The sequence below is a fragment of the Kitasatospora sp. NPDC058170 genome (assembly GCF_042883905.1).
Taxonomy (GTDB): Bacteria; Actinomycetota; Actinomycetes; order Streptomycetales; family Streptomycetaceae; genus Kitasatospora.
Genome location: NZ_JBHVUV010000021.1, coordinates 63,617 through 86,506, shown reverse-complemented (window position 1 = coordinate 86,506; position 22,890 = coordinate 63,617). Strand labels below are relative to the sequence as shown.

The 22,890-nt window shown below is 76.1% G+C and carries 20 protein-coding genes; 11 read left to right on the top strand and 9 right to left on the bottom strand.

Annotation, left to right across the window (positions count from 1 at the left end; translation table 11 throughout):
- Positions 1 to 180: 180 nt before the first annotated feature.
- The 5 genes from ACFVVX_RS23780 to ACFVVX_RS23760 are packed head-to-tail and all read left to right on the top strand — an operon-like array spanning position 181 to position 9,364.
- Positions 181 to 1,338, top strand: coding sequence for a trypsin-like peptidase domain-containing protein (locus tag ACFVVX_RS23780; RefSeq protein WP_387948603.1), 1,158 nt, complete (start codon positions 181 to 183; stop codon positions 1,336 to 1,338).
- Positions 1,332 to 3,314, top strand: a complete 1,983-nt coding sequence (locus ACFVVX_RS23775; protein ID WP_387948602.1) for a hypothetical protein — start codon at positions 1,332 to 1,334, stop codon at positions 3,312 to 3,314. Before ACFVVX_RS23780 ends, ACFVVX_RS23775 begins: the two co-directional genes overlap by 7 nt.
- On the top strand, positions 3,311 to 4,492 hold the full coding sequence (locus tag ACFVVX_RS23770) for an AAA family ATPase (protein ID WP_387948601.1): 1,182 nt from the start codon (positions 3,311 to 3,313) through the stop codon (positions 4,490 to 4,492). Before ACFVVX_RS23775 ends, ACFVVX_RS23770 begins: the two co-directional genes overlap by 4 nt.
- 7 nt (positions 4,493 to 4,499) lie before the next feature.
- Entirely contained in the window at positions 4,500 to 9,068 is a 4,569-nt protein-coding gene (locus tag ACFVVX_RS23765) for an SAV_2336 N-terminal domain-related protein (RefSeq protein ID WP_387948600.1), read from the top strand.
- A 50-nt stretch (positions 9,069 to 9,118) separates the two neighbouring features.
- On the top strand, positions 9,119 to 9,364 hold the full coding sequence (locus tag ACFVVX_RS23760; protein ID WP_387948599.1) for a hypothetical protein: 246 nt from the start codon (positions 9,119 to 9,121) through the stop codon (positions 9,362 to 9,364).
- A gap of 51 nt (positions 9,365 to 9,415) precedes the next feature.
- Here ACFVVX_RS23760 and ACFVVX_RS23755 read toward each other — a convergent pair whose 3' ends face one another.
- The 3 genes from ACFVVX_RS23755 to ACFVVX_RS23745 form a co-directional block, all read right to left on the bottom strand.
- Positions 9,416 to 10,945 (bottom strand): sigma-70 family RNA polymerase sigma factor, encoded by a 1,530-nt coding sequence (locus ACFVVX_RS23755; protein ID WP_387948598.1) that lies wholly within the window; start codon positions 10,943 to 10,945, stop codon positions 9,416 to 9,418.
- Positions 10,946 to 11,071: 126 nt separating this feature from the next.
- Entirely contained in the window at positions 11,072 to 12,070 is a 999-nt protein-coding gene (locus ACFVVX_RS23750; protein WP_387948597.1) for a CAP domain-containing protein, read from the bottom strand.
- A gap of 127 nt (positions 12,071 to 12,197) precedes the next feature.
- The gene (locus ACFVVX_RS23745) at positions 12,198 to 12,701 is read right to left on the bottom strand and encodes a GNAT family N-acetyltransferase (RefSeq protein WP_387948596.1); all 504 of its coding nucleotides are present in this window, start codon (positions 12,699 to 12,701) and stop codon (positions 12,198 to 12,200) included.
- A gap of 292 nt (positions 12,702 to 12,993) precedes the next feature.
- Here ACFVVX_RS23745 and ACFVVX_RS23740 point away from each other — a divergent pair, with 292 nt between their 5' ends.
- The 5 genes from ACFVVX_RS23740 (at position 12,994) to ACFVVX_RS23720 (ending at position 17,008) form a co-directional block, all read left to right on the top strand.
- Positions 12,994 to 14,535, top strand: a complete 1,542-nt coding sequence (locus tag ACFVVX_RS23740) for an ATP-dependent DNA ligase (RefSeq protein WP_387948595.1) — start codon at positions 12,994 to 12,996, stop codon at positions 14,533 to 14,535.
- A gap of 216 nt (positions 14,536 to 14,751) precedes the next feature.
- Positions 14,752 to 14,952 (top strand): ferredoxin, encoded by a 201-nt coding sequence (locus ACFVVX_RS23735; RefSeq protein WP_387948594.1) that lies wholly within the window; start codon positions 14,752 to 14,754, stop codon positions 14,950 to 14,952.
- A 94-nt stretch (positions 14,953 to 15,046) separates the two neighbouring features.
- Positions 15,047 to 16,261, top strand: a complete 1,215-nt coding sequence (locus ACFVVX_RS23730; protein ID WP_387948593.1) for a cytochrome P450 — start codon at positions 15,047 to 15,049, stop codon at positions 16,259 to 16,261.
- Positions 16,262 to 16,404: 143 nt separating this feature from the next.
- Positions 16,405 to 16,566 carry a hypothetical protein gene (locus ACFVVX_RS23725; RefSeq protein ID WP_387948592.1) on the top strand — a complete coding sequence of 54 codons (162 nt, stop codon included), beginning with the start codon at positions 16,405 to 16,407 and terminating at the stop codon, positions 16,564 to 16,566.
- 109 nt (positions 16,567 to 16,675) lie between these two features.
- Positions 16,676 to 17,008 (top strand): hypothetical protein, encoded by a 333-nt coding sequence (locus ACFVVX_RS23720; RefSeq protein WP_387948591.1) that lies wholly within the window; start codon positions 16,676 to 16,678, stop codon positions 17,006 to 17,008.
- Positions 17,009 to 17,082: 74 nt separating this feature from the next.
- On the opposite strand, the gene ACFVVX_RS23715 is transcribed toward ACFVVX_RS23720, so the two are convergent.
- The 4 genes from ACFVVX_RS23715 to ACFVVX_RS23700 all read right to left on the bottom strand — a co-directional run bounded on the left by ACFVVX_RS23715 (position 17,083) and on the right by ACFVVX_RS23700 (position 19,045).
- Positions 17,083 to 18,051: a hypothetical protein gene (locus ACFVVX_RS23715; protein WP_387948590.1), complete on the bottom strand. Its 969-nt coding sequence runs from the start codon at positions 18,049 to 18,051 to the stop codon at positions 17,083 to 17,085.
- 150 nt (positions 18,052 to 18,201) lie between these two features.
- Complete coding sequence (locus tag ACFVVX_RS23710; protein ID WP_387948589.1) at positions 18,202 to 18,486, bottom strand: DUF427 domain-containing protein; 285 nt, start codon at positions 18,484 to 18,486, stop codon at positions 18,202 to 18,204.
- Between the two features lie 49 nt (positions 18,487 to 18,535).
- Entirely contained in the window at positions 18,536 to 18,772 is a 237-nt protein-coding gene (locus ACFVVX_RS23705) for a DUF6296 family protein (protein WP_387948588.1), read from the bottom strand.
- 36 nt (positions 18,773 to 18,808) lie between these two features.
- Positions 18,809 to 19,045, bottom strand: a complete 237-nt coding sequence (locus ACFVVX_RS23700) for a DUF2277 domain-containing protein (protein WP_387948587.1) — start codon at positions 19,043 to 19,045, stop codon at positions 18,809 to 18,811.
- Positions 19,046 to 19,269: 224 nt separating this feature from the next.
- On the opposite strand from ACFVVX_RS23700, the gene ACFVVX_RS23695 reads away from it, so the two are divergent.
- The gene (locus ACFVVX_RS23695) at positions 19,270 to 20,550 is read left to right on the top strand and encodes an MFS transporter (protein WP_387948586.1); all 1,281 of its coding nucleotides are present in this window, start codon (positions 19,270 to 19,272) and stop codon (positions 20,548 to 20,550) included.
- 125 nt (positions 20,551 to 20,675) lie between these two features.
- Here the strand turns inward: ACFVVX_RS23695 and ACFVVX_RS23690 are convergent, their stop codons facing one another.
- Positions 20,676 to 21,215 carry a gamma carbonic anhydrase family protein gene (locus ACFVVX_RS23690; protein WP_387948585.1) on the bottom strand — a complete coding sequence of 180 codons (540 nt, stop codon included), beginning with the start codon at positions 21,213 to 21,215 and terminating at the stop codon, positions 20,676 to 20,678.
- Between the two features lie 81 nt (positions 21,216 to 21,296).
- Positions 21,297 to 22,697 (bottom strand): serine hydrolase domain-containing protein, encoded by a 1,401-nt coding sequence (locus ACFVVX_RS23685; protein WP_387948584.1) that lies wholly within the window; start codon positions 22,695 to 22,697, stop codon positions 21,297 to 21,299.
- Between the last annotated feature and the right edge of the window lie 193 nt (positions 22,698 to 22,890).

The following is a 22,890-nucleotide window of genomic DNA, read 5'->3' as shown; positions in this document are numbered from 1 at the left end:
GGCGGTCGGCGCCGCCGGGGTAGGGACCGCTTCGGGGATACGGGACACCGTCGGGGCGCGGGACGCTGCCGGGCAGCCGCCGGTCGGCGTTCCGCCGCGGTCGGACGCGGTCGGTAACGGGCCGGGCTGTGGACCGCCCGGTGTCGGGGCCCCGGTCGGACCGCGGGTGAGCGGCGCCCGGTGACCGGCCCGTGGCCGCTCGGGGTGGAGGCCGCGCTGACCGCCGTCGTCGAGGTGTGCGACGACTCCGGCTTCCTGGGCAGCGGGTTCGTGCTCTCCCCCGGCACCGTGCTGACCGCCGCGCACGTCGCCCGCCGGGGCCGCAGCGGGCTGGGCGTGCGGGGTCCGTGGGGCTGGGTCGGCGCGACCTCTCCCGTCCGGCTGTTCCCCGCCGAGCCGGGCGACGGCAGGTTCCACGCCTTTCCCGACCTCGCCCTGCTCGACCTCGACCGGGAGGTCGAGCAGGCGCCGTTCGCCCTGGACGCCGGGCGGCCGCCGAATCCCGGGACGGTGGTGCTGGTGGCCGGGTTCTCCACCTACACGCCAATGCCCGGGGCCCAGGAGGACTCGCTGCTGCTCACCGTGGCCGGCCCGTCGGCGGGCTACCTGCGGGTGACCGGGGACGAGGTGAAGGACGGCTTCAGCGGCAGTATGGTCATCCGACTGGACTCCGGCGCGGTGTGCGGGGTCCTGAAGGGCAGCCGGGACTTCGACGGCGTCCGCGGCGGCTGGTTCACGCCCCTCGCGGCGCTCGCGGCCGCCCTGCCGGCGGGCGACCCCTTGCAGAAGGCGCTGACCCCCGGGGCAGGGACGGCCGCGATGGCACGGCCTGCCGAGGAGGCGCAGCCCACCCAAACGACACGTCATGCCGATCTGGCACGCGATGCCACCCCCGCCGGGCCGGCCGCGCCGGCACCTCGCGCCGCTGCGGCACGACCTGCCACGTCGACACGACGTGCCACCACGCTGCCCGGGGCACGGGAGCTCGTCCCTCTCCTCCTCGCGATCCCGGACATGGACGACCCCGACTTCCGCCGACAGGTGCTGCGCGGCGCAGCAGAACGGCTCGGCCCGGCCGCGCCGCTCCGGGTCGCGTACCGGGCACAGGCGGTCGACCACCTGATCGAGACGGTCCAGGCCTGTGCGAGCCACCGCGATCCGGCAGCGGCCCTGACCGCCGTGCTGGACACGCTGGACTTCCTGCGCCCCGGCCTCGCGGCCGTCGACGAACTCCGCGCGCTGGCGGGCCTCCCGGAAGCCGACCCGGACGCGTTCGACGGCCCCGACGGCGCCGACGACCCCGGCGGCCCCGGCGGACCGGTGGGCAGACCGTGGTAGAGCGCCGCGGTCTGCTCGCCCGCCTGGGCGGCCGCCGCCGACCCGGCGCCGCAGACACCGACACCGGCCTGCCGAACGGCGCACCCGCCGACGGCGGGCCCTGGCCGACCGGCGCCGACCGGCAGCTGTGCGAGATCCTCGCCGAGATCCCCGGCGTCGGAGACCCCGCCTTCCGTGAACGCACTCTGGAGGAACTCGGCCGCCGGCTCGGGCTGCCCGGCGCGTTCGCCGTCCCCTACAGCGCCCTCGCCACCGACCACCTCCAGGACGTCGTCCGCGGCTGCCGCCGCTGGCACGACCCGGCGCAGGCCCTCCTCCAGCTCGCCGACGTCCTGCGCTTCCAGCGCGACGGCACGGCCGCCGTCGGCTGGCTGACCGCCTGCGTCGAGGCGATCACGGTGCCCGGTCTGCTCGCTCCGGCCCCGCAGCTGGCCCTGCTGCGGATCCTGCGCACCGTGCGGCCGACGCCCGCCCCGGCCAAGGTCCTGCACCTGGTCGAGGCCGCCTGCGCGCCAGGCGAGACCCACCCGGTGCGGAGCCAGGACGGCCTTCCCGAGGCGGTGACCCGGCTCAACCAGGCCCGGCTCGACCAGCCCCACCCCGGCCGGGCCCCTCACCACCAAGCCCACCACCAAGCCCATCACCAGTCCCACCAGGCCTGCTACCACCAGCCCCGCACCGATGACACCCGCACCGACGGCGCCCGGACCACCACGCACCGGCTCGGCCAGTCGACGGCGGCCCATGACCCCGAACCGCCGGACGACCGGGCGGCTCCCCCGCTGCTGCTGCGCTTCCTGACCAGACTCGCCCAGGAGGCCGCCGGCCCGGAGGCCACCGCGCTGACCGACCTGGTCAAGCAGCAGGCCCACGAGCTGGGCGTCGCCGAGGCGGACCTGGTCGCACCCGCCTCGGCGCCCGCCGCCCACCGCGGCAGTCCGGCCGAGCAGCACCACCCGCTGGTGCTCCAGATCGTCCTGGACGACGTCTCGCCGGTCGGCTCGGACGCCGAGCCCGTCTACGCCTTCGAGGCCCTCCTGTACGACACCACCGAGCACCCGTGGCGGCTGGTGTCCAAACACGCCTCGGACGACCAGATCCCGCAGTCCGCCCTGCGCAGCAGCGGCAGCCGGCATCTGACGACCTGGCGGGAGCTGGCCGCGGCGGCGGCCGACGCCGAGGGCCTGCGGGTGGAGTTCCTGCTGCCGTGGTCCCTGCTCGGCCACCCCGCCGAGCTGTGGCCGATGGACGAGGACGACTACCCGGTCGGTATGCACTTCCCGGTGGTGGTCCGCTCACTGGACCGGATCCGGTCGGCGCTCTGGCACCCCGCGTGGAAGAACAAGTGGCGGGCCCTGGAGGCGGCCGTGGACAGCGGCGCCCCGGGTACCGTCGCCGACCTGCCGGGCTGGTTCGCGCTCGATGCCGACCTGGGCCCGATCGACGCCGAGACCAGCGGCCGGACCCTGCACGTGGGCGGCCGCCAGGGCGACGTTCGGCGGTGGCTCGACGAGCGGCCGCAGACCGCGATCCTGGCGCTGTGCTTCCCGTACGCCTACCACCCGAAGCACCGGGCCGTGCCCTACCGCGCGGTCAAGGACGCCGTCCGGGAGGGCATCCCGGTCATGCTCTGGCGGCGCGACTCCGGCAGTTCCATCGAGCTGCACGAGCTGCTGGGCGAACTGACGGCCTCGCACCTGGCGGGCCTGGCGGCCCACATCCACCGCCGGCGCCGGGCCTCCGCCGAGGACGACCCCGCCGACCTCGGACACCACCTCACGCTGCTCTGGGACGAGCCCGGCCAGGCCGCCTGGCTGGCGCCGACGCCGTTCAGCACTCCCGCGCACCGCACCGCGCCCGACCCGGACCCGGGCGGCCGGACCGGCGCGGCCCCCCGTCCGACGCCCCACCAAACCCCCCGTCCGGCGCCCCACCCCGACCAGCGGGCGGCCCAGCAGGAAGGACAACCCGCGTGACGACCCCGTACGACGACGCCCTGCCCGACTCCGGCACGCCTCCGCAGGCCCCACCGCCCGGGCACCAGCAGCACCAGCAGCACCAGCACCAGCACCAGCACCAGCACCAGCACCAGGGCGGCGGTGCCCCGGACTGGTGGATCTACCGCAGCACCGGCGTCCCGCACGACGGGATCCGGCGGCTGCCCGACGCCCCGCCCTGGCGCTCCTTCCGCCGCGACGGCGAGGACGGCGCCGACCTGCCCACACCGCCGGAGATGTCCGAGGCCGTCGCCTTCCGCAAGCTCGGCCGCGACCACCAGGCCGCCGCCTACCAGGCCGACGAGAAGGAGATCCACCTCGTCAACATGGCCCTGCACCTGCGCCGCCCGCTCCTGGTCACCGGCCCGCCCGGAGTCGGCAAGTCCACCCTGGCGTACAGCGTCGCGCACGAACTGGGCCTCGGCCCGGTGCTGCACTGGCCGGTGACCAGCCGCGCGACCCTGCAGGAGGGCCAGTACCACTACGACGCGATCGGCCGCCTCCAGGACACCGGCCTGCGACCCGGCGGCGGCACCGGCGGCGGCACCGGCGCGGAGGGTCGATCGGCCCCCGGCATCGGCCCCTACCTGCGGCTCGGCCCGCTCGGCACCGCGCTGCTGCCCTGGGACCGGCCCCGGGTGCTGCTCATCGACGAGATCGACAAGGCCGACCTCGACCTGCCCAACGACCTGCTCACCGTCTTCGAGGAGGGCGAGTTCGTCATCCCCGAGCTGAACCGCCTGGACGAGGAGGACGCCCAGGTGATGACGGGCGACGACGACGGCTGGACGTCCCTGAGCCGGGGCCGGGTGCGGTGCACCGAGTTCCCCCTGGTCATCCTCACCAGCAACGAGGAACGCGAGTTCCCGGCCGCCTTCCTGCGCCGCTGCCTGCGCCTGGAGATCCCCCGGCCGGGCCCGGACAAGCTGGCCCGGATGGTCGCCGCGCACCTGTCCGGCCCGGGGGCCGCCGTCCCGGCCGAGGTCCGCGAGCGCCTGATCGCCCGGTTCCTGGCCAAGCAGCAGGAGGAGGGCGCCGACCTCGCCAACGACCAGCTGCTCAACGCCCTGCTGATGGCCTCCCGCGGCCTGTGGGACAGCGACGGCGGCCGGGACCTCCTCGACACCCATCTGCTGCGCTCACTAGAGGAGCGGTGACACCCCGATGTCCACCGCCCCGAGGTCCGAGCCGTCGACGCCAGCCGCGTCGGCGCCCGTCGCGTCGACGTCCACGGCCCCGGTGCCCGGGGAGCTGCTGCGCCAACTCGGCCGTCTGCTGACCGCCGACGGCGCCGAGCCCGAGGGCAGCACCGACCCGCGCGACCTGGCCGATGTGCTCTGGCTCGCCCGGGTCTGCGGGCTGCGCCCGGACACCGGACCCGAGCCGCCCGGGCCGCTCCACCCCGGGCTGCCGGCGCTGCCGACGATCGACGCGGAGGAGGACGAGCGGGCGGCCGCCGCCTGGGGGGCCGCGCTGCGCGCCGCGGTCGACCGGGCCGCCCAGGAGCAGGACCGCGCCGGCGCCCCCGCCGCCCGGCCGCCCGCGCCCGACCGCCCCGACCCGGCACCGGCGGCCGCCGGACCGAAGCCCTCCGGGCAGCACGAGGAGACCGGTTCGCCCGGCGTCGTCCCGCTCCACCTGCCGCCCGTCCCGGACACCCCCGGCCACCGGGACCGGCCCGCCGCCACCGTCCGCAGCCCCGCCCGACCCGCCCTGACCGGCACCCTCGCGCTCTCCCGCGCCCTGCGCCCGCTGCGCCGCTCCGTGCGCTCGGTGCACGAACGGGTGCTGGACGAGGCCGCCACCGTGTCCGTCTCCGGCCGCGCCGGACTGGTGCTGCCGGTCTGGCAGGGCGCACCGGAGCGCTGGCTGGACGTGGACCTGGTGGTGGACTGCGGTCCGACCATGGCCGTCTGGTCCTCGCTGGCGGACGAACTGGCCGCGCTGCTGCGCCGCCACGGCGCGTTCCGACGGGTACGCGCCTGGTCGCTGCACGAGCGGTACGGCGTGCCCGTCCTGACGCCGCGCCACCACGGCGCGCCCGCCGCCTCCCGCTCCGCGATCCGCCGGTCCGCCCGCCCCGGCCTCGGCCTGACCGCCGACCCGCGCGGGCGGCGGATCGTCCTGCTGCTGACGGACGGTGTGGGCCCGCTCTGGCAGGGTTCCGCGCTGCCCGCCGCGATGCACGACTGGAGCCGCCACGCCCCGCTCACCGTGCTCCAGGTACTGCCGCGCAGGCACTGGCACCGCACCGCGCTGCACCCCGTCCCGGCCCGCGCCAGGGTCCGGCCGGGCGAGCGGCCGACCGTGCTGTTCACCGCCGAGGACCCGTGGGGCGAGCCGGCCGCGGGCGCGGCGTCCGACCGGTCGGCGCCCGGCACCGCCTGGGCCGGCGTGGTCGAGCTGCGTGCCGACTGGCTGGCGCCCTGGTCCCGGATGCTCTCCGGCCGCGCCGCCGACTGGACGCCGGTGCTGGCCGTGCCGCTGGACGGCCGGCCGGCGGGCCCCGGCGGCGGCTCGCCCTTCGGCCCGCCGCCCGCACCGGCCCGCCTGCGCCCCGGCGCCGAGTCGCCGGCCGAGCTGCTCGCCCGCTTCCGCCGGGAGGCCTCCCCCACCGCCTACGAGCTGGCCGGGTTCCTGGCCGCCTCCCCGCTCAGCCTGCCGGTGATGCGGCACGTCCAGCAGGCCATGCTGGTGGAGTCCTCGGCGGCCCACCTGGCCGAGCTCTACCTCTCCGGCCTCCTGGAGCGCCGCTCGCCGGAGCAGCCCGGCGAGGACCCGGAGTCGGTGCTCTACGACTTCCGCCCCGGGATCCGCAGCAGGCTGCTGTCCACCCTCACCAGGGGCGAGTCCGCGGAGGTGCTGCGCGTCCTGGCCGGGGTGTCGCAGTCGGTCGCCGGGACCTTCGGCACCCTCGACTTCCGCGCGCTGGCGGCGCTCGCCGAGGCCGCCCCGGCCGGGGCGCCGGCCCTGCCCGCGCACAGCGTCCCGTTCGCCGAGGTGGCGGTCGAGGTCCTGCGCGGCCTCGGCGGCGCGGACGGCGCGCTGGCCGACCGGCTCGCCGTCAGCCTGCCGTCGGGGGCCCTGAGCGGCCCCTCGACCGGCCAGGCGGCCCGGCCCGCCCGTCGGCGGCCCTTCCGGGGCGGGCTCACATCGGGCACCACGCTTGCCGCCGGCGTCGTGGCCGGGGCCGGCATCGGCGTGGTGGCACGGCGCTGGTGGCAGCGCCGCGCCACCACGGCCGCCCCGCCCGCGGAAACGGCCGAGCAGACCGAGGCGCAGACCGAGCCCACCTGGAACAACCTGCCGCCGGACCGCCCCGACATGACCGGACGGGAGGGCGAACTCGTCGAGGTCGAGCGGATCCTGCACCCCCGCGGCAGCGCCTCCGCCGCCCGCTCGGCGCACTACCCCGCCCGGGAGCGCTCGCTGTGCGTCGTCCAGGGCCCGCCCGGGGTCGGCAAGACCTCGCTGGCGCTGGCCCACGCCCACCTGCACCGGGAGTCCTACTCACTGGTCTGGTGGGTGGACGGCCGCAGCCACGCGCGGATCCTCCGGGCCTTCACCGAGCTCGCGGACCTGTTCACGCTCACCGACGGCGGGCCGCACGCCGAGGACGCGGACGGGATCGGGGCCGGGGACGCGGACGGGGGCACCGCGGAGGCGCTCAACCGCCTGCTGACCGAGCACCCCGGCTGGCTGATCGTCATCGACGGCCTCGGCGACGAGATGGGCGAGCAGGAGCGCTGGCTGGCCGGATACTCCCCGCGCACCCTGGTCGGTGACCACTGGCCGCCCGACGGCTACGGCAGCGTGCTGGTCACCACCCGGATCAACAGTGCCGACCGCCGGGCGCTGGAGGGCCATGTCCTGCCCCTGACCCCCGTCCGGGACTGGTCCGGACCGGACGGTCCGGCGGTGCCGGGCGCCGATCCCGGGGACCACCTGGCGGCCCTGCCCGACCTGCTCGCCCGGGCCAGCGGGACCACGGCCGTCCGGGACGACGGCCCGGCCGCGTCGGACGCCCGGAGCGAACCGGCCGTCTCCTACGACGCGCTGCTCGACCGGCTCTCCGACCGCGACGGGCGGGCCATGGAGATGCTCTCGGTCTGCGCCTTCCTCGCCCCCCAGGGCCTCAGCCTCGAACTGATCGCCCAGGGGCTGCGGGCCGCCGCCGACGAGCCCGGCACCGGGGCCGCCCGCCCCGACGGCCGCCCGCTGACCGACGTGCTGGGCCGGCTCTCCACCGCCCGCCTGCTGCAGATCGCGCCCAACAGCCGCACCGGCTCGATCGCCATCCAGAGCCACGAGCAGCTCCAGCGCGCCGTCCGCGCCCGGATGACACCCGCACAGCGGCGCGGGTGGGCCCGGGCCGCACTGCAGGCCGTGCTGGCCTGCTTCCCCGCCGACCCGACCTCGCCCCAGCACTGGGCGGCCTGCGCGGCGCTGCTGCCGCACGCCCACACCGTCGTCCAGCGCGCCGAGGACGACCACGCCGAGAGCACCGCCCGGCGCTCGCAGCTGCTCCACCGGCTGGCCCGGTTCCGCGCGCGGCAGGGCGACCTCGCCGCCGCCCAGGCCTACCTCACCTACCAGGAGTCCCTGCGCATCCGGGCCGGGCTGGCCGGGCCGGAGGAGGTGGACTCGATCCTGCTGCTCGCCGAGGTGCTGCGGGCCTGTGCCCGGTACGGGCCGGCCGAGCGGCAGGTCCGGCAGGCGCTGGCGGAGCTGTCCGGGCAGCCCGCCGGGCCCGCCACCACCCTGCTGACCGTCCGCGCCCACCGGCTGGCCGCCGCCCTCCGCCGGGACCTGGCCGACCCGGCGGGCTCGCTGCGCGAGCTGCAGGCCGCGCGGCAGGCCCTCGGCGGACTCGGCCGGCTCGGCCGGGCGGAGCGCTCGCACCGCGAGCTCGTGCTGCCCACGGTGGCGATCGATCACAAGGCGGCCCAGATCGAGGTCGCCATCGACCGCGAGCTGGCGCTGACCGAACTGGAGGGCGGCCGGCTGGGCGCGGCCGCGGACCATCTGGAGCGGGCCTGGACGGAGCTGCTGCGCCTCGGCTCGCAGCTGAGCTGGATGTCCCCCGTGCTGGAGGTCTCGATCCGCCAGGACCGCGCCCGGCTCTCCCTGCTCCAGGGCCGCCCCAGCGTGGTGGCGTGCGATCTGCTCGCGCAGAGCGTGCGCCAGGCCGGCGCCGACCACAACGACCACGACGCGGAGTCGCTGGACCTCATCATGGGGGCCAGCGAGATCCTGGTCGACACCGTCCGCGAGTACTTCGAGCAGTTGAAGACCCCCCAGGAAGGCCTGCCGGGCACCTACTACCCGCTGCGGGACCGTCAGCTCGCCTCGGCGGCCGCGATCGTCGACGCCGTCCTGGCCTACCGGCGCGGCCGGGCGGAGCTGCAGCCGCACCGGCTGGCCGCCGCCCTGGACGTGTCCGGCATGCTGCTCGCGGCGCGCGGCCACCGGGAGGAGGCGCTGCGGACGCTGGCCGAGGCGGCGGAGCTGCACGAGCGGGTGCACGGCCGCGGCCACCCCGCGTGGGCGGACAACCGGTGGCGGCTGGGCCGGGTGCTCGCGGCCGCCGGCGACCGCGGGCAGGCCCAGGCGCTGTTCGCCGAGGCCCGGGCGGTGCTGGTCGCCAGGCTCGGCGCGGACCACCCGCGGCTGGTGCCGGTGGAGGCCGCGCTCCGGCGCCCTCCACCGGGTTCGGGCCACGAGAACGGGTGAACCCGCCGGCCCGTCCGTAACCCGGGTGGCGCAGCGTCGTTGGGCGGGGCATGAAGAAGCGCAGCATGCTCGCCGTCGCCTCGCTCGCCGTGGGCGTCGTCGCCTCCCTGACCGCTCCCAGTGCGCACGCCAGCGCGGTCGGCGGTCAGGGCGACCTGGCCGGACCGCTCGCCCAGAGCGGGGTGCTCGACGCGGCGCCGGGGGCCGTCCAGGGACAGGTCGGGGACGCCGGTGGCGTGGTCGGCGAGGCCACCGGCCATGTCACCGGGCAGGCGTCCGACCTGGTCGCCCGGTAGCGCACCGCCTCCGGTCCGCTGCCTGCCGCTCCTCCCTGCCCCCCTTCCCCGCTATCCGAGTGCGGTGCCGAGGTCCTGGGTCCAGTAGAGGCCGGCGGGGCCGGTGGCCACGCCGATGCCGACGTCCTTGAAGGCGCAGTCCAGCATGTTGGACTGGTGGATGCCGCCGTCCATCCAGCGGCTGACGACGACCGCGGGCGCGCCGGGGCCCCGGTCGAGGTTCTCGCCCCACTGGGACCAGCGGTAGCCGGCGGCCGTCAGCCGGGCGTCGGCCCGGGCGCCGTCCGGGTTGACGTGGTCGAAGAAGCGCCGGGCGACCATGTCCTCGGCGTGCTTCTGGGCGGCCGCGTGCAGCTTCGGGTCGATCCGCAGCTGGCCGCAGCCCACCTTGGCGCGCTCGGCGTTGACCAGGTCGACGAGCTGGCGCTCCGGGCTGGGGGCGGTCGGACGGGGGCTGGGTGACGCCGTGGGAGAGGCCGTGGCGGTCGGCTCGGGCGGATCCGTCGGTGCGGGCGGGGAGACGACCGGCGGGGGCGCGGCGGTGACGGTCGGCGTGTCGGCGGCCGTCGGCCCGGGTATCGGGACCGCCGCCGGGGTGTCGGGCGCGGCGGCCGGAGGAGTCGGTTCGGGCGCGGCCTGCTCCGGCGGCGCGTGGTGCGGCCAGACCAGGGCGAGGGTCGCGACGGCCAGCACGGCCGCGGCCCCGCCCGCGACGGCGGTCTTCCGGGCGAGGCCCGACCGGAAGCCCTGGCCTGCGCCACCGGGGTGGACGGCGGCAGCGGCGGCCTGCGGGTCGAACGGCACGGGTGCGTCCGCCGGGATCGGCACCAGCGCCAGGCCGGCCAGCAGCCCCTCCGCCGGGAAGAGGTCGCGGCCCAGTCCGTCGCAGGCGGCGCAGCTCCGGATGTGCCGGGCTATGCGCTTGCGCCACACCGAGCCCGGGGTGCCGTCCCAGCCCGCGGTGAGCTCGGCCAGCTCGGGGCAGCGCGGGTACGCGGTGAGCGCCCGGACCACCACCCGGCCCGCCTCCAGCTGCTTCTTCATCCGCTGCACCCGGACGGCCGCGTGCTGCGGCGTCAGGTCGAGCGCCTCGGCGAGTTCGGCGCGGGTGAGGTCTCCGCAGGCCTCCAGCCACCACAGGGCCAGCAGCTCGCGGTCGTCCGGGTCGAGCCAGCGGGTGGCCTCGGCGACCTCCCGGCGCTGGCCGGACAGGCCCAGGCGCAGGATCGTGAGGTCGGTGAAGTCGGCGCGCGGGTCGGCCACCTCCCAGCTCTCGTCGAGGCCCCCGACGGCCGCCTGCTGCTGGCCGGTGGAGCGGCGCCTGATCTGGTTCATGGTGATCGCCACCAGCCAGGAGCGGAACGACTCCGGGTCGCGCAGCCCGTCCAGCCCGTCCAGGGCTCGGATCATGGTCTCCTGCGCGACGTCGTCCACATCGGCGTGGCCGTTCAGCGCGCGCCCGGCCACGTTGTAGACCAGCGGGAGCCAGGCGGCGACCAGCGCCTCCTGGGCCTGCCGGTCACCCGCCTGGGCCGCGAGCACGAGGGTCGTCCCGGTCCTGCTCTGCACGTCAACGTTCATGGGTCCGTACTCCGTCTTGCCGTCATCCGTCCGCCGCTGCCTCCTCGGAGACCTGGGGGGAGTGCTCAGATAACAACAATTCGCGCGGATTCGGAAAACGGGGGTCGTCGGGGGTCGGGCGGGGGGTCAGGCGGGGGCCGCGAAGACCTGGGTCCACCAGGGGCCGCCGGAGCCGGTGCGGACGCCCACGCCGAGCTCCTTGAAGGCGCAGTTGAGGATGTTCGCGCGGTGGCCGGGGCTGTTCATCCAGGCGTCCATCACGGCGGCCGGGTCCTTCTGGCCGCGGGCGATGTTCTCACCCCAGGTGCTCCAGCGGTAGCCGTTCGCCTCGATCCGGTGGTCGGCGTGGTAGCCCTCGGGGCTGGCGTGGTCGAAGTAGCTGCGGTCGGCCATGTCCTCGCTGTGGCTCTGCGCGGCGGCCGCCAGGCGCGGCTCGGCGGTGACCGGGCCGCAGCCGTGCTGGGCGCGCTGGGCGTTGACCAGGTCGACCACCTGCTGGGCGTACTGGGCGGCGGTGCCGCTCGCCGGGGTGGTGGCGGGCTTGGGCGGTGTGGCGGCCGTGGTGGTCGCTCCGCTGCTCGCCGACTTGGTGGCGGTGGTCGGCCGGGCGGAGCCGGTCGGGCTCGGCGAGCTCGTCGGCTTGGCCGTCGCGGAGGGGCTCGCCGCGGGCGTGGACGGGCCCGCGGTCGTGCCGGTGGCCGTGGGTGTGGTGGCGGAGGCGGAGGTCGGCGCCGGCGCGGCCTGTGCCAGGTCGGTGGCGGGCGGGGAGGCTGCGGCCGACCCGGCGGCCGCGGCGAGGGCGCTCGGGTCGCCGCCGGAGGCGCCGGGCACCTGGATGCCCTCGTGGGTGCCGGCCTCCGCCGCGATCTGCGGCTCGAAGGCCACCGCGCTCTGGTCCGAGGTGTTCTCCGCCCCGCCGTACACCGCGAATCCGGCGCCGGCGAGCGCACCGATCACGCCGGTGCCGGCCACGGCCGCCACCACGACGGTCAGCGGTCCGATGCCGCCGCGCCGGCGGCTCCGGTGCCCGCGTCGCCGGCCCCTGGCCTCGGCGGCCCGGCGCTCGGCGCGGCCGCCGGATGGGCCGACGGCCGGGAGGATGGTCGTCCTGTCTTCGCTGTTCACCCGCACACGCTTCCTGCTCGGGTCGGCCGAAGTGGTGCCGACACCTGGGAGACCTCCGCGCGGTACGCCGATAACAAAAAGTACGAACGAATTTCCGTGCGCGATCGGACCGGTCGCGAGCAGGGCCTCAGTCGGCGGCCCGGACGCGGTGGGGCGCCTGCTCCGGGGCCATGTCGTAGGTGACGAACATCGTCCGGGTGGCGACCTGGTCGTACTTGGAGCGGGCCCGGTGGTTGTCGTCGGCGGTGATCCAGCGGACCACGTTCCAGCCGCGCTCGGCGGCGATCGCCCGCAGCCGGGCGAGCAGCTCGTCCACCGCGCCGCCGCCGCGTACCGCAGGGGTGACGAACAGGTCGTCCAGGTAGCAGCCGACCGCGCCGTGCAACGGACGTGAGAACGGCCGGTAGTGCGCAAGCCCGACCGGGGTGCCGTCGGGGTCGCGGACCAGCAGGGCCTCCAGCTCGTGCGCCGGGTCGGTGAGCCAGGACCAGACCAGGTCGGCCTTCTCCTCCGGCATCGGCACCTTGTAGAAGGCGCAGTACCCGCGGAAGAGCTCGCGCCAGGCGGCGAAGTCCGCGCTCCCGGGCGGGGTGACCGTCCAGGGGGTAGCGGCGGTGCTGGTGGTGGGCATGGGCGTCATCTCGGCCTCCGGGCGTCGGGCGTTGGGCTGCGGGCGTCGGACGGCGGGCGTCCGGCGGGTCACGGACTGCGGACGGCCCGGTGCCGCGCCGGGTACCGGCACAGCATGACGGTCCGTCGGATCACCGAGCTCTGACGCGGTGGACAAGTCGACGGCCGTCCCGCTCCAGAGTGTCACCGGCGCGTGTCCTGCCGTCCGCGCCGGTCCCGGCCGCCGATGCTGGACCTCCCGCACCCCTGCCGCCCCACGTCCCTGCACGCCCCGCACCCCGAGGAGTCCCCGCATGCTGCTCCGGCACCTGGCCCTGACCTCCCGCGCGGTCGCCGCCGAGTCCGGCCGCCGGGCCAAGACCACCCTGCTCGCGGACGGCCTGCGCGAGCTCGGCCCGGCCGAGGCGCCGGCGGCGGTGGCCCTGCTCTCCGGCGAGTCGCACCGGCTGCGCACCGGCATCGGTCCGGCCGCCCTGCGCGACCTGCCGCCGCCCGCTGCCGAGCCGTCCCTCGGCGTCCGGGAGACCGAACTCACCCTGGAGCGGATCGCCGCGGTGCACGGCTCGGGCGCGCAGGCCGAGCGCCGCCGGCTGCTCACCGGGCTGTTCGACCAGGCCACCGACGTGGAGCAGGCATTCCTGCGGGCCGTCCTGGTCGGCGAACTGCGCCAGGGCGCCCTGGACGCGGTGGTGGCGGACGCCGTCGCCCAGGCCGCCGGGGTGCCGGCCGCGGCCGTGCGGCGGGCCCTGATGTTCCGGGGCTCGGCCCGCGCCGTGACCGAGGCCGCGCTGACCGCCGGAGTGTCCGCGCTGGACGCCTTCCGCCTGGAGGTGGGCCGCCCGGTGCGGCCGATGCTCGCCGCCTCCGCCCCGGACGTGGCCGCGGCGCTGGAACGGACCGGTCCGGCGGCACTGGAGTGGAAGCTCGACGGCATCCGGGTCCAGGTCCACCGGAACGGCCCGGACGTCGCGGTGTTCACCCGCAGCCTGGACGACATCACCGCCCGGGTGCCCGAGGTGGTCGAGGCGGCGCTCGCACTGCCCGTCAGCGCGGCGGTGCTGGACGGCGAGGCGATCGCCCTCGGCCCCGACGGCCGCCCGCGCCCGTTCCAGGAGACCGCCGCCCGCACCGCCACCCGGCAGGACCTCGACCGGCTGCGCGCCGAAGTCCCGCTCAGCGCCTACTTCTTCGACCTGCTGCACCGCGACGGCGACGACCTGGTGGACCGCCCCGGCCGGGAGCGCTGGGCCGCCCTGGCCGAGGCCGTACCGGCCGGGCACCGGGTCGCCCGCACCGAGACCGGGGACCGGGCACAGGCGCTGGCGTTCTTCCGGGAGACCCTGGCGCTCGGCCACGAGGGCGTCCTGGTGAAGGATCCGGCGGCCGCCTACGCGGCCGGGCGGCGCGGCGCCGGGTGGATCAAGGTCAAGCCCCGGCACACCCTGGACCTGGTCGTGCTCGCCGCCGAGTGGGGCAGCGGACGGCGGCGCGGCCTCCTCAGCAACCTGCACCTCGGCGCCCGCGCGGCGGGCGAGCCCGGGCTCGGCCCGTGGGTGATGCTCGGCAAGACCTTCAAGGGGCTGACCGACGAGACGCTCGCCTGGCAGACCGAGCAGCTGCTCGCCCGCGAGACCGAACGGGACGCCTACACCGTGCGGGTACGGCCGGAACTCGTCGTGGAAATCGCGTTCGACGGCGTTCAGCGCAGCCCCCGCTACCCCGCCGGGCTCGCCCTGCGGTTCGCCCGGGTCCTGCGCTACCGGCCGGACAAGCAGCCGGACGAGGCCGACACCGTCGCCACCGTCCGGGAGATCGCCGCCGCCGAAGGGCTGTGATCAGGAGATGACGATCCCTCACATCACCTGCGCCCCTGCGGTATTCACAATGCGAGCGAAATCGGCCATTCTGCGCGATCCCGGCGCCGCACCCTTCGTGTGCGACAGAGCGGCGGTTAGGTTGGTATCAGCAACCGAGGGATCCAACGGGGGCGACAACGGGGGGCCGAGCGGCCCGGGCGATCCGGTGCCACACCAGTGAGAGGTGTCCGTCCCATGCAGGTGAGCATCGACCAGGACCGCTGCTGCAGCTCCGGCCAGTGCGTCGTGACCGCGCCGGAGATCTTCGAACAGGGCGACCACGACGGTCTGGTGAGACTTCGCCGGAGCACCGTGGCGCCGGAACACCTCGCCGACGTCCGGCTCGCCTCCGAGCTCTGCCCCGGCGGCGCGATCACCGTCACCGAGGAGGCCTGAGGCCGGTCCGGCCGACCCGCCCCAGGGCCCGGCCAGGCCGGCCGTCCGAGCCGTGCGCCACGCCAATCCGTCTGCCACGCAAGGAGACCCCACCTTGACGAGCACGCCCACCGCCCCCGCCCTGCTGCTGCCCGCCCCCCAGACCGGCGGCTGCCCCTTCGGCCCGCCGTCCGCCTACGCCGAGGCCGCCCGCACCGGCCCCGTCACCCACGCCGAGCTGATCGACGGCACCTCCTGCTGGCTGGTGACCGGCTACCCCGAGGTGCGCACGGTCCTCGCCGACCGCCGCTTCAGCGCCGACGCCCGCCGGCCCGAGTTCCCCTTCCTCGCCCCCGACCGGCGCGCGCTCGTCGCCGCCAACCCCAGCTTCATCCGCCTCGACGACCCCGAGCACGCCCGGCTGCGCCGCATGGTCACCGAGGACTTCCTGGTCAAGCGGGTCGAGGCGCTGCGCCCCGAGATCCAGCAGATCGTGGACGAGTCGATCGACCGGATGACCGGGCAGGGCTCCCCCGCCGACCTGGTCGCCGGTTTCGCGCTGCCGGTGCCCTCGCTGGTGATCTGCCTGCTGCTCGGCGTCCCGTACGAGGACCGGGAGATCTTCCAGTCGCTGAGCCGCGTCATCGTGAGCATCACGGCGCAGGAGCCCGAGGCCCGCCGGGCCCAGGGCGAGCTGCTGGACTACCTCGGCGGCCTGGCCGCGCACAAGCGCGAGCACCCGGGCGAGGACATCCTCAGCCGGCTCGCCGCCCGGGACGACCTCAGCCTGCGGGAGATCGCCGCGACCGGCCTGCTGCTCCTGGTCGCCGGGCACGAGACCACCGCCAACATGACCGCGCTCTCCACCGTCCTGCTGCTGCGCCACCCCGAGCAGGCCGCCCGGCTGGCCGACCCGGCGGCGGTGCCCGGTGCCGTGGAGGAGCTGCTGCGCCACCTCACCATCGTCCACACCGGCCTGCCCCGGCTGGCCCTGGAGGACGTCGAGCTGGGCGGCACGCTGGTCCGGGCCGGTGAGGGGGTGATCGCGATGCTGTCCACCGCCAACCGGGACGAGGAGCTGTTCGGCGCCCCGGGCCACCTGCCGGTCGACGAGCTGGACCTCGACCGGGACGCCCGTCGCCACCTGGCCTTCGGCTTCGGCGTGCACCAGTGCCTCGGCCAGCCGCTGGCCCGGGCCGAGCTGCAGATCGCCCTCGCCACCCTGTTCAGGCGGCTGCCCGGGCTGCGGCTCGCGGTGCCGGAGAGCGAGCTGGTCTACCGCCCGGACGCGATCATCTCCGGGGTGGAGGCGCTGCCGGTCGCCTGGTGAGGCCGTCCGGGAGCACACTCCGCCGAAAGCTCGGTTGGCCCTGGCGCGGGCGCGGAGGCAGGCTGGAGGGGCGACAAGCAGACCCGGCCCGGCCACCGCCCGACGTGACGGCGCCCCGGCCGGCCGAGGAGACGGAGCCCGCGATGACCGACATGAGCGCACGGTCCGAGGTAAGCGTCGACCAGGACGAGGACGTTCGCGCGGCCGACCCCGAGGAGGGCATCACCTCGATGCAGAACCTCCACGCGCAGGAGACCTCCCAGGCCGAGGGCGATGCCCTCGACGAACCGGGGGCCACCGGCTGACCGTCCGCGACACACGAGTTGCCACGAGGCCGCCCGGCAGCCGGGCGGCCTCCGCGACCGCCGGTGTCGCTGCCCGGGCGGCGGCGGACGGGCGAGGGAGGATGAGTGCATGAGCGAGCAGCAGCAGGGCGAGCAGCAGACCAGGCCACCGGAGGACCCGCGGGCCTCGTGGGCCACCTGGACCACACAGTCGATCATCAGCGGACCCGGCGGGGTCACCACCGCGGAGGTCGGCCCGATCTCCGGCGACCTCACCGTGCACACCACCTGGGTGGACGGCGAGGCACGGCTGACCGTGCAGTACACGGGCGCACTGGACTGGTACACCGTGGACGGGAGCCCCGTCCGGGCGGCGGACGAGATCACGGCGCGGGCGATCCACCAGGCGATGGTGAACGGCGTCAAGGCCGGCCGGGGCGCGGTCGCCCCGTCGGCACCCTAGGGCTCGTCGCTTCGCCCCCGGGGCCGGCCCGATTCGACTCGGGCCGGCCCCGGGTCGGTTCGGCGCCGGCCGGTTCAGCCCCGGTCGAGTCGACCCGGCTCGGTGCGGATCCCGTCCGGTCCGTCCAGGTCCCGTCCGTCCTGACCCCGTCCATTCTGGTCCCGTCGGTCCCGGTCCCGTCGGTCCGGGTCGGCGGCGGACCAGTAGGACGGGTCGGCCGGGTGGCGCGCGCGCAGGTCCTTGCGGACCTCGCGGGCCAGTTTGCGCGTGTCGCGCCGGTTCACCGTGGCGCCGATGCCCGCACCGACCAGCAGCGGGGTCAGCGAGGGCAGGCGGCGCAGCGAGCTGCGGGTGAGCCGTTTGCGGACCTGCTGGCGGACCTCGGCGCCGAGCGCCATCGCGGCGAAGCCGGCCGGTCTGACCAGGACCGTCGCGTCGATGCCCCGGCGGTTGGCCCAGGCCGCGACGTAGGCGGAGGCCCGCTGGGTGGTCGAGCCGGTGGCCGGCAGGCCGTACGCCTCGTGCAGTTCGGCGATCAGCTTGATCTCGACGGCTGCCACGGCGAGCGTCTCGGCGGCGATCTCCACCGGCATCGCGGGCGGCACCGGGAGCATCGCGGCGGCGCCCACCCCCGCGCCCAGGGCGCCGGAGGCCCGGCAGGCGCCGGTGACCAGCAGATCGGCCAGCTGGTCGGCATCCGCGGCGGCCGGGTGCTGGGCCCGCAGGGTGGCCAGGGTGCGGACCGGGATGCGCGGTGCGGCCTGCACCAGCTGGTCGGCGAGGGCCCGGCCGCCGAACTTGGCGCCCTTCGCGGCGGCCCGTCCACCGGTGCCGATCAGCCGGCTGACGGAGGCGACCAGGGCCGCTCCCCGGCGCCGCCCGCGCTCGGCCCCGTACTCGGCGACCTCCCGGTCCAGGGTCTCACCGGGCTTGCCGGGCTCGAGCTGCTCCAGCTCCTCGACCAGTTCGGCCAGTTCCTCGGCGACGTGTTCGGGGGTGGGCTCCTCGCGCCCGGAGCGTCCCGGTTTCCTGAAGATTGCCATGCTGTGCCGGTACCCGGTGCGGCGCGGCGGTACGCGCTGTTCCGCGATCTCCGACCGCGCGGGCGACCCGGCACGCCCCGCCGCGACGGAGGTCCGGGTCGGCCGGGCGGTCCGGTCAGCCTGAGGTCCGGGTCAGCAGGGCGGTCCGGGTCAGTCGGCGATCTCCACCCCGCGCCAGAAGGCCACCCGGCCGCGGACGTGCTCCGCCTCCGGCTTCGGCTCCGCGTAGAACCAGGCCGCGTCCGGGTTCGTCAGGCCGTCGACCTGCAGGGTGTAGTACTCGGCGGTGCCCTTCCAGCCGCAGACCGTGGTGGTCCCGGACGGGATCAGGTACTCCACCCGGACCGAGTCGGCCGGGAAGTAGTGGTTGCCCTCGACGACGGTGGTGTCATCGCTCTCGGCGATGACCGTGCCCTGCCAGCGCGCTGTGGTCATGCGCCGATTCTGCCCGAGACCGCGCCCGCGCACCGGCGGTTCGCCGGGTTCAGGGCAGCGGCTGGGCGTGCACCGGCAGGTGCGGGGACTGGTGGCCGCCGCTGGCGAGCATCCGGACCTCGCCCGCGTCGCTGATCTCGGCTCGGACGATGCCGCTGGCGTCCTCGTACACCGGGTGCCCGCCGGGGCCGGTCGCGCTGGTGCGGTTGACCACGACGACGTCCTGCGGGGCCTGGGTTCCGGGGGTGCCCGGGAAGGTGAGCGCGTAGCGGTTGGGGGGGTTCATCACCGACCTCCTGGTCCCTGCCGGTCCGCCGTCCCTCTAGGCGGTGGCATCGGCGGTACGGGCGTGGGCGCCACGCACCTCCAACTCGGCGAGCAGCCGTGCGGTGGCGTCGGCGACGGCGTCCACGGCCCGGTCGAAGGCCTCCCGGTTGTGCGCCGCCGGGGCCCGGAACCCGGACACCTTGCGGACGTACTGCAGGGCGGCGGCGCGGAAGTCCTCCTCACCTGCGTCGGGCGTCACGGGTGGTCTCAGCGTCTTGATACTGCGGCACATGCACCCAGTCTCGCGCGCGGGCGCCCGGCTGGCGACCCCCGTCGTGTAACCGTCCCGCCATGGACGGCATACGGGGGCGACACCCGGCGGCATTAGGATTTCGCCCGAACTAAACAGCTTCGTCCCCACCCTCGCCCACCCTCGCCCACTCTTCCACCGGCCCGACGACCGTGCCGGCCCCTCCCGCTGCCCGCCTGCGTCGGGCGTCACCCCGGAGTCACCCCTTGCCTCTCGCGCTGGTCGCCCTGGCCGTCACCGCGTTCGCCATCGGCACCACCGAATTCGCCGCCATGGGGCTGCTCCCCCAGGTGGCCGACAGCCTCCACGTCTCCATTCCCCAGGCCGGGTGGCTCATCTCCGCCTACGCCGTCGGTGTGGTGATCGGCGCCCCGCTGCTCACCGCGGCCGCGGCCGGGCGGCCGCGCAAGGCCGTGCTGGTCGCCCTGGCCGGCCTGTTCGCGACCGGCAACCTGCTGTGCGCGCTCGCTCCCGACTTCTGGTCGCTCGCCGCGGCGCGACTGGTCACCGGGCTGCCGCACGGTGCGTTCTTCGGCGCCGGGGCGGTGGCCGCGGCCGAACTGGTCGCTCCGCACCGGCGGGCCCGGGCGGTCGCCGTGATGTTCTCCGGACTCACCGTGGCCAACATCATCGGTGTCCCGGCCGCCACCCTGCTCGGCCAGCACCTCGGCTGGCGGGCCACCATGCTCGTGGTGGTCGCGATCGGCGCGGCCGGCACCCTCGCCATCGCCCGGCTGGTGCCGGAACTGCCCTCCCCCGCGCAGGCGGGCCTGCGGCACGAGCTGTCCGCGTTCCGCAGCGGACAGCTCTGGCTGGCGCTGGGCACCGTGGTGTTCGGCTGCGGCGGCTTCTTCGCCTGCTACAGCTACATCGCACCGCTGCTCACCGAGGTCTCCGGGTACGCCACCGGGTCGGTGACGCTGGTGCTGGCGCTGTTCGGCGTCGGGATGACGATCGGCAACGTGGTGGGCGGCTTCGCGGCCGACCGCGCGCTGCGCCCGACCGTCTGCGTGGCCTTCCTGCTGCTGGCCGCCACCCTGGCGCTGTTCGCGGTGACCGCCCGGACCGAGTGGTCGGCGGCGGTGACGGTGGTATTGATCGGGATGTTCGGGTTCGCGATCGTCCCGGCCGTGCAGACCCTGGTGCTGCAGAAGGCGCGCCAGGCGCCGACGCTGGCCTCGGCGACGGTGCAGGGCGCGTTCAACCTGGCCAACGCCCAGGGGGCGTACTTCGGCGGGCTGGCCCTGGACGCCGGGCTGGGCTGGACGTCGCCGACGCTGGTCGGCTCCGGGCTCGCCGCCTCGGGTGCCGCCATCGCGCTGGTCGCCTGGGCGGCGGACCGGCGGCGCCCGGAGCCGGCCGGGCCGACGGCGGTGGTCGCGCTCGCGGCGGACGGAGGCGCGGTGGACGGGGTCGCGACGGACCCGGTCGGGGTGGACGGAGGCGCCGTGGACGGAGTCGACCCCGAGGCGGCCGTGCGCGGCTGAGCGCCGGAGGGGGTCGCGTCGGCGCCCGGTTCCGTGGGCGCCGGGCACGTCTGCTCACGTTCCAGGCGGTGCCGCCCCCGGGCTCCCGGGGGCGGCACCGGCCGCTGGGACGGTGGCCCCGGCCGCTACTCGGCGGGCCCGACCGGCTCTATGCTCCGGTGGCCTTCGGCGAGCAGGAGGTAGCCCTCGCCGTTGAACTTGATGCCGGCCCGCTCCTCCTCGGTCAGCTCCCGGCGGACCTTGGCCGGCACCCCTGCGACCAGCGAGCCGGGCGGCACCTGCATCCCCTGCGGCACCACGGCGCCGGCGGCGACCAGCGAACCGGCGCCGATCCGGGCGCCGTTGAGCACCGTGGAGTTCATGCCGACCAGGACGTCGTCCTCGATCACGCAGCCGTGCAGGACGGCGTTGTGCCCGACCGAGATCCTCTCGCCGACCACCAGCGGGAAGCCCAGGTCGGAGTGGAGGGTGCAGTTGTCCTGGATGTTGCTTCCGGCGCCGACCGCGATCGACTCGGCGTCGCCGCGCAGCACCGCGCCGTACCAGATGCTGGCTCCGGCGGCGACCGTCACGTCCCCCACCACGACCGCGTTGGGGGCGACGAAGGCCGTCGGGTCGACGGAGGGCACCTTGCCCCCGACTGCGGCGATCAGCGGCTCTGCCATGTCTCGTCCTCCTGGTGGCGACTGTTCATCATGCGCCTGCCATGATGGCACCTCGGCCGGCCCGGGTGGCCGGGATTGCGGTCAGCCGATCTTCCCGGCGGCCCCGGCAAGGCCCGCCAGACCGGCCGGGCCCGTCAGACCTGTCAGACCTGTCAGACCGGCCGAACCCGCCGGGCCGGCGGGGTCGGCGGCCGGCGGACGCCCGCCGCACTCCCCGGCGAGGATCAGGCGGTTGAACGCGGCGTTGGCGGTGTCCGGGTCGGAGACGTCGTACGGGTTGACGGAGGCCGCGAACTGGCGCCGCCCGCCGGCCTCGCCGAGCATCACGGTGGTGTAGCCGGGGATACCGCCGCCGTGGCCCCAGAACTCGCCGCAGGGGGTGGTCATCCGCTGCAGGCCGAGGCCGTAGGTCGCGCCGTCGCCGATGTCGGCCGTCCGCTGCATCTCGGCGAGTTCGGCCGGGCCGAGCAACTGCCCGCCGAGCAGGGCGGAGATGAACCTGGCGAGGTCGGCGGTGGTGGAGATCCCGGCACCGGACGCGCCCGCCATGCTCGGGTCGAGCAGGGTGGCATCCGCCGGGCCGGTGTCGAGCGGGAGGTAGCCGTGGGCGTGCGGGCCGGCGATGAACGGCGAGTGGACGGGCATCGAGGTGCCGGTCAGCCCGAGCGGGCGGATGATCCGGCGCTCGACCTCCTCGGCCCAACTGCGGCCGGTGGTCCGCTCGATCAGCATCCCGGCCAGGATGTAGTTGGTGTTGGAGTAGTGCCAGCCCTGGCCGGGCGCGAAGTACGGCGGGTGCGCGGTGGCGATGTCGACGAGCTGCTGCGGCCGGTACGGCGTCCACCGGCCGCCGGCCAGCCACTGGCGCACGACGGCCGGGTTGTCGAAGTTGAAGGCCGCGTCGTCGGTGTAGCTGACCAGCCCGCTGGTGTGGTTGAGCAGTTGGCGGACGGTGATGCCGGCGCCGTTCGGCACCGCGCCGGGCAGGCGGCTCTCCACGGAGTCCTCCAGGCCGATGCGGTGCTCGGCCACCAGCTGGAGGACGACGGTGGAGACGAAGGTCTTGGTCACGCTGCCGATCCGGAAGCGGCCGTCGGCCGAGGCGGCGGCCCCGGTGGCGAGGTCGGCGCTGCCGACCGCTCCCGCCCAGGCGGTCCGGCCACCCTCCCGCACCCGGGCGAGGGCCGCCGTGGAACCGCCGGGCCCCGTCATGGCGCGCAGGGCGGCGTCCAGGGCCGCCCGGTCGACGCGCTGCGCGGAGCCCGCGGCGGGCTCGCCGTCGGCCGACGCCGTCACCCGGTAGGGCGCCGGCGCGTCCGCCGCACCGGCCGCCGGGGCGAGCGCGCCCACCAAGCCCGCGCCCGCGAGGACCACCGCCGCCGCCCGGGCGGCGAGGCCGCGCCTGCCCCCGCGCCCCGGGGAGCCCCCCGCCACCGTGTCCGTCGGTCCCGTCCTTGCCGTCGTTCCCGTCGTTCCCGCCATGTCGCCCTCCCGCGGTCGAGCGGTCGGACGCCGACGGCATCCGACCCGGTCCTGACAGCTGACACGCTGCCAGGCCGGTGCCGGTGCGGTCCTCAGCCCCAGGTCTCGTACGTGTCCGACCCAGGTGCCGACTTCCCCACGTGTCGCTCCGCCTCAGGTGCCGGACCAACCCTGAGGGATCCCGGAGCCCGCA

Coding starts and splice junctions, on each gene's coding strand:
- ACFVVX_RS23740 (WP_387948595.1), top strand. CDS start 12,994: ATGCTGCTCCGGCACCTGGCCCTGACCTCCCGCGCGGTCGCCGCCGAG.
- ACFVVX_RS23715 (WP_387948590.1), bottom strand. CDS start 18,051: ATGGCAATCTTCAGGAAACCGGGACGCTCCGGGCGCGAGGAGCCCACC.
- ACFVVX_RS23735 (WP_387948594.1), top strand. CDS start 14,752: ATGCAGGTGAGCATCGACCAGGACCGCTGCTGCAGCTCCGGCCAGTGC.
- ACFVVX_RS23720 (WP_387948591.1), top strand. CDS start 16,676: ATGAGCGAGCAGCAGCAGGGCGAGCAGCAGACCAGGCCACCGGAGGAC.
- ACFVVX_RS23705 (WP_387948588.1), bottom strand. CDS start 18,772: ATGAACCCCCCCAACCGCTACGCGCTCACCTTCCCGGGCACCCCCGGA.
- ACFVVX_RS23700 (WP_387948587.1), bottom strand. CDS start 19,045: ATGTGCCGCAGTATCAAGACGCTGAGACCACCCGTGACGCCCGACGCA.
- ACFVVX_RS23760 (WP_387948599.1), top strand. CDS start 9,119: ATGAAGAAGCGCAGCATGCTCGCCGTCGCCTCGCTCGCCGTGGGCGTC.
- ACFVVX_RS23765 (WP_387948600.1), top strand. CDS start 4,500: ATGTCCACCGCCCCGAGGTCCGAGCCGTCGACGCCAGCCGCGTCGGCG.
- ACFVVX_RS23755 (WP_387948598.1), bottom strand. CDS start 10,945: ATGAACGTTGACGTGCAGAGCAGGACCGGGACGACCCTCGTGCTCGCG.
- ACFVVX_RS23745 (WP_387948596.1), bottom strand. CDS start 12,701: ATGCCCACCACCAGCACCGCCGCTACCCCCTGGACGGTCACCCCGCCC.
- ACFVVX_RS23710 (WP_387948589.1), bottom strand. CDS start 18,486: ATGACCACAGCGCGCTGGCAGGGCACGGTCATCGCCGAGAGCGATGAC.
- ACFVVX_RS23685 (WP_387948584.1), bottom strand. CDS start 22,697: ATGGCGGGAACGACGGGAACGACGGCAAGGACGGGACCGACGGACACG.
- ACFVVX_RS23690 (WP_387948585.1), bottom strand. CDS start 21,215: ATGGCAGAGCCGCTGATCGCCGCAGTCGGGGGCAAGGTGCCCTCCGTC.
- ACFVVX_RS23725 (WP_387948592.1), top strand. CDS start 16,405: ATGACCGACATGAGCGCACGGTCCGAGGTAAGCGTCGACCAGGACGAG.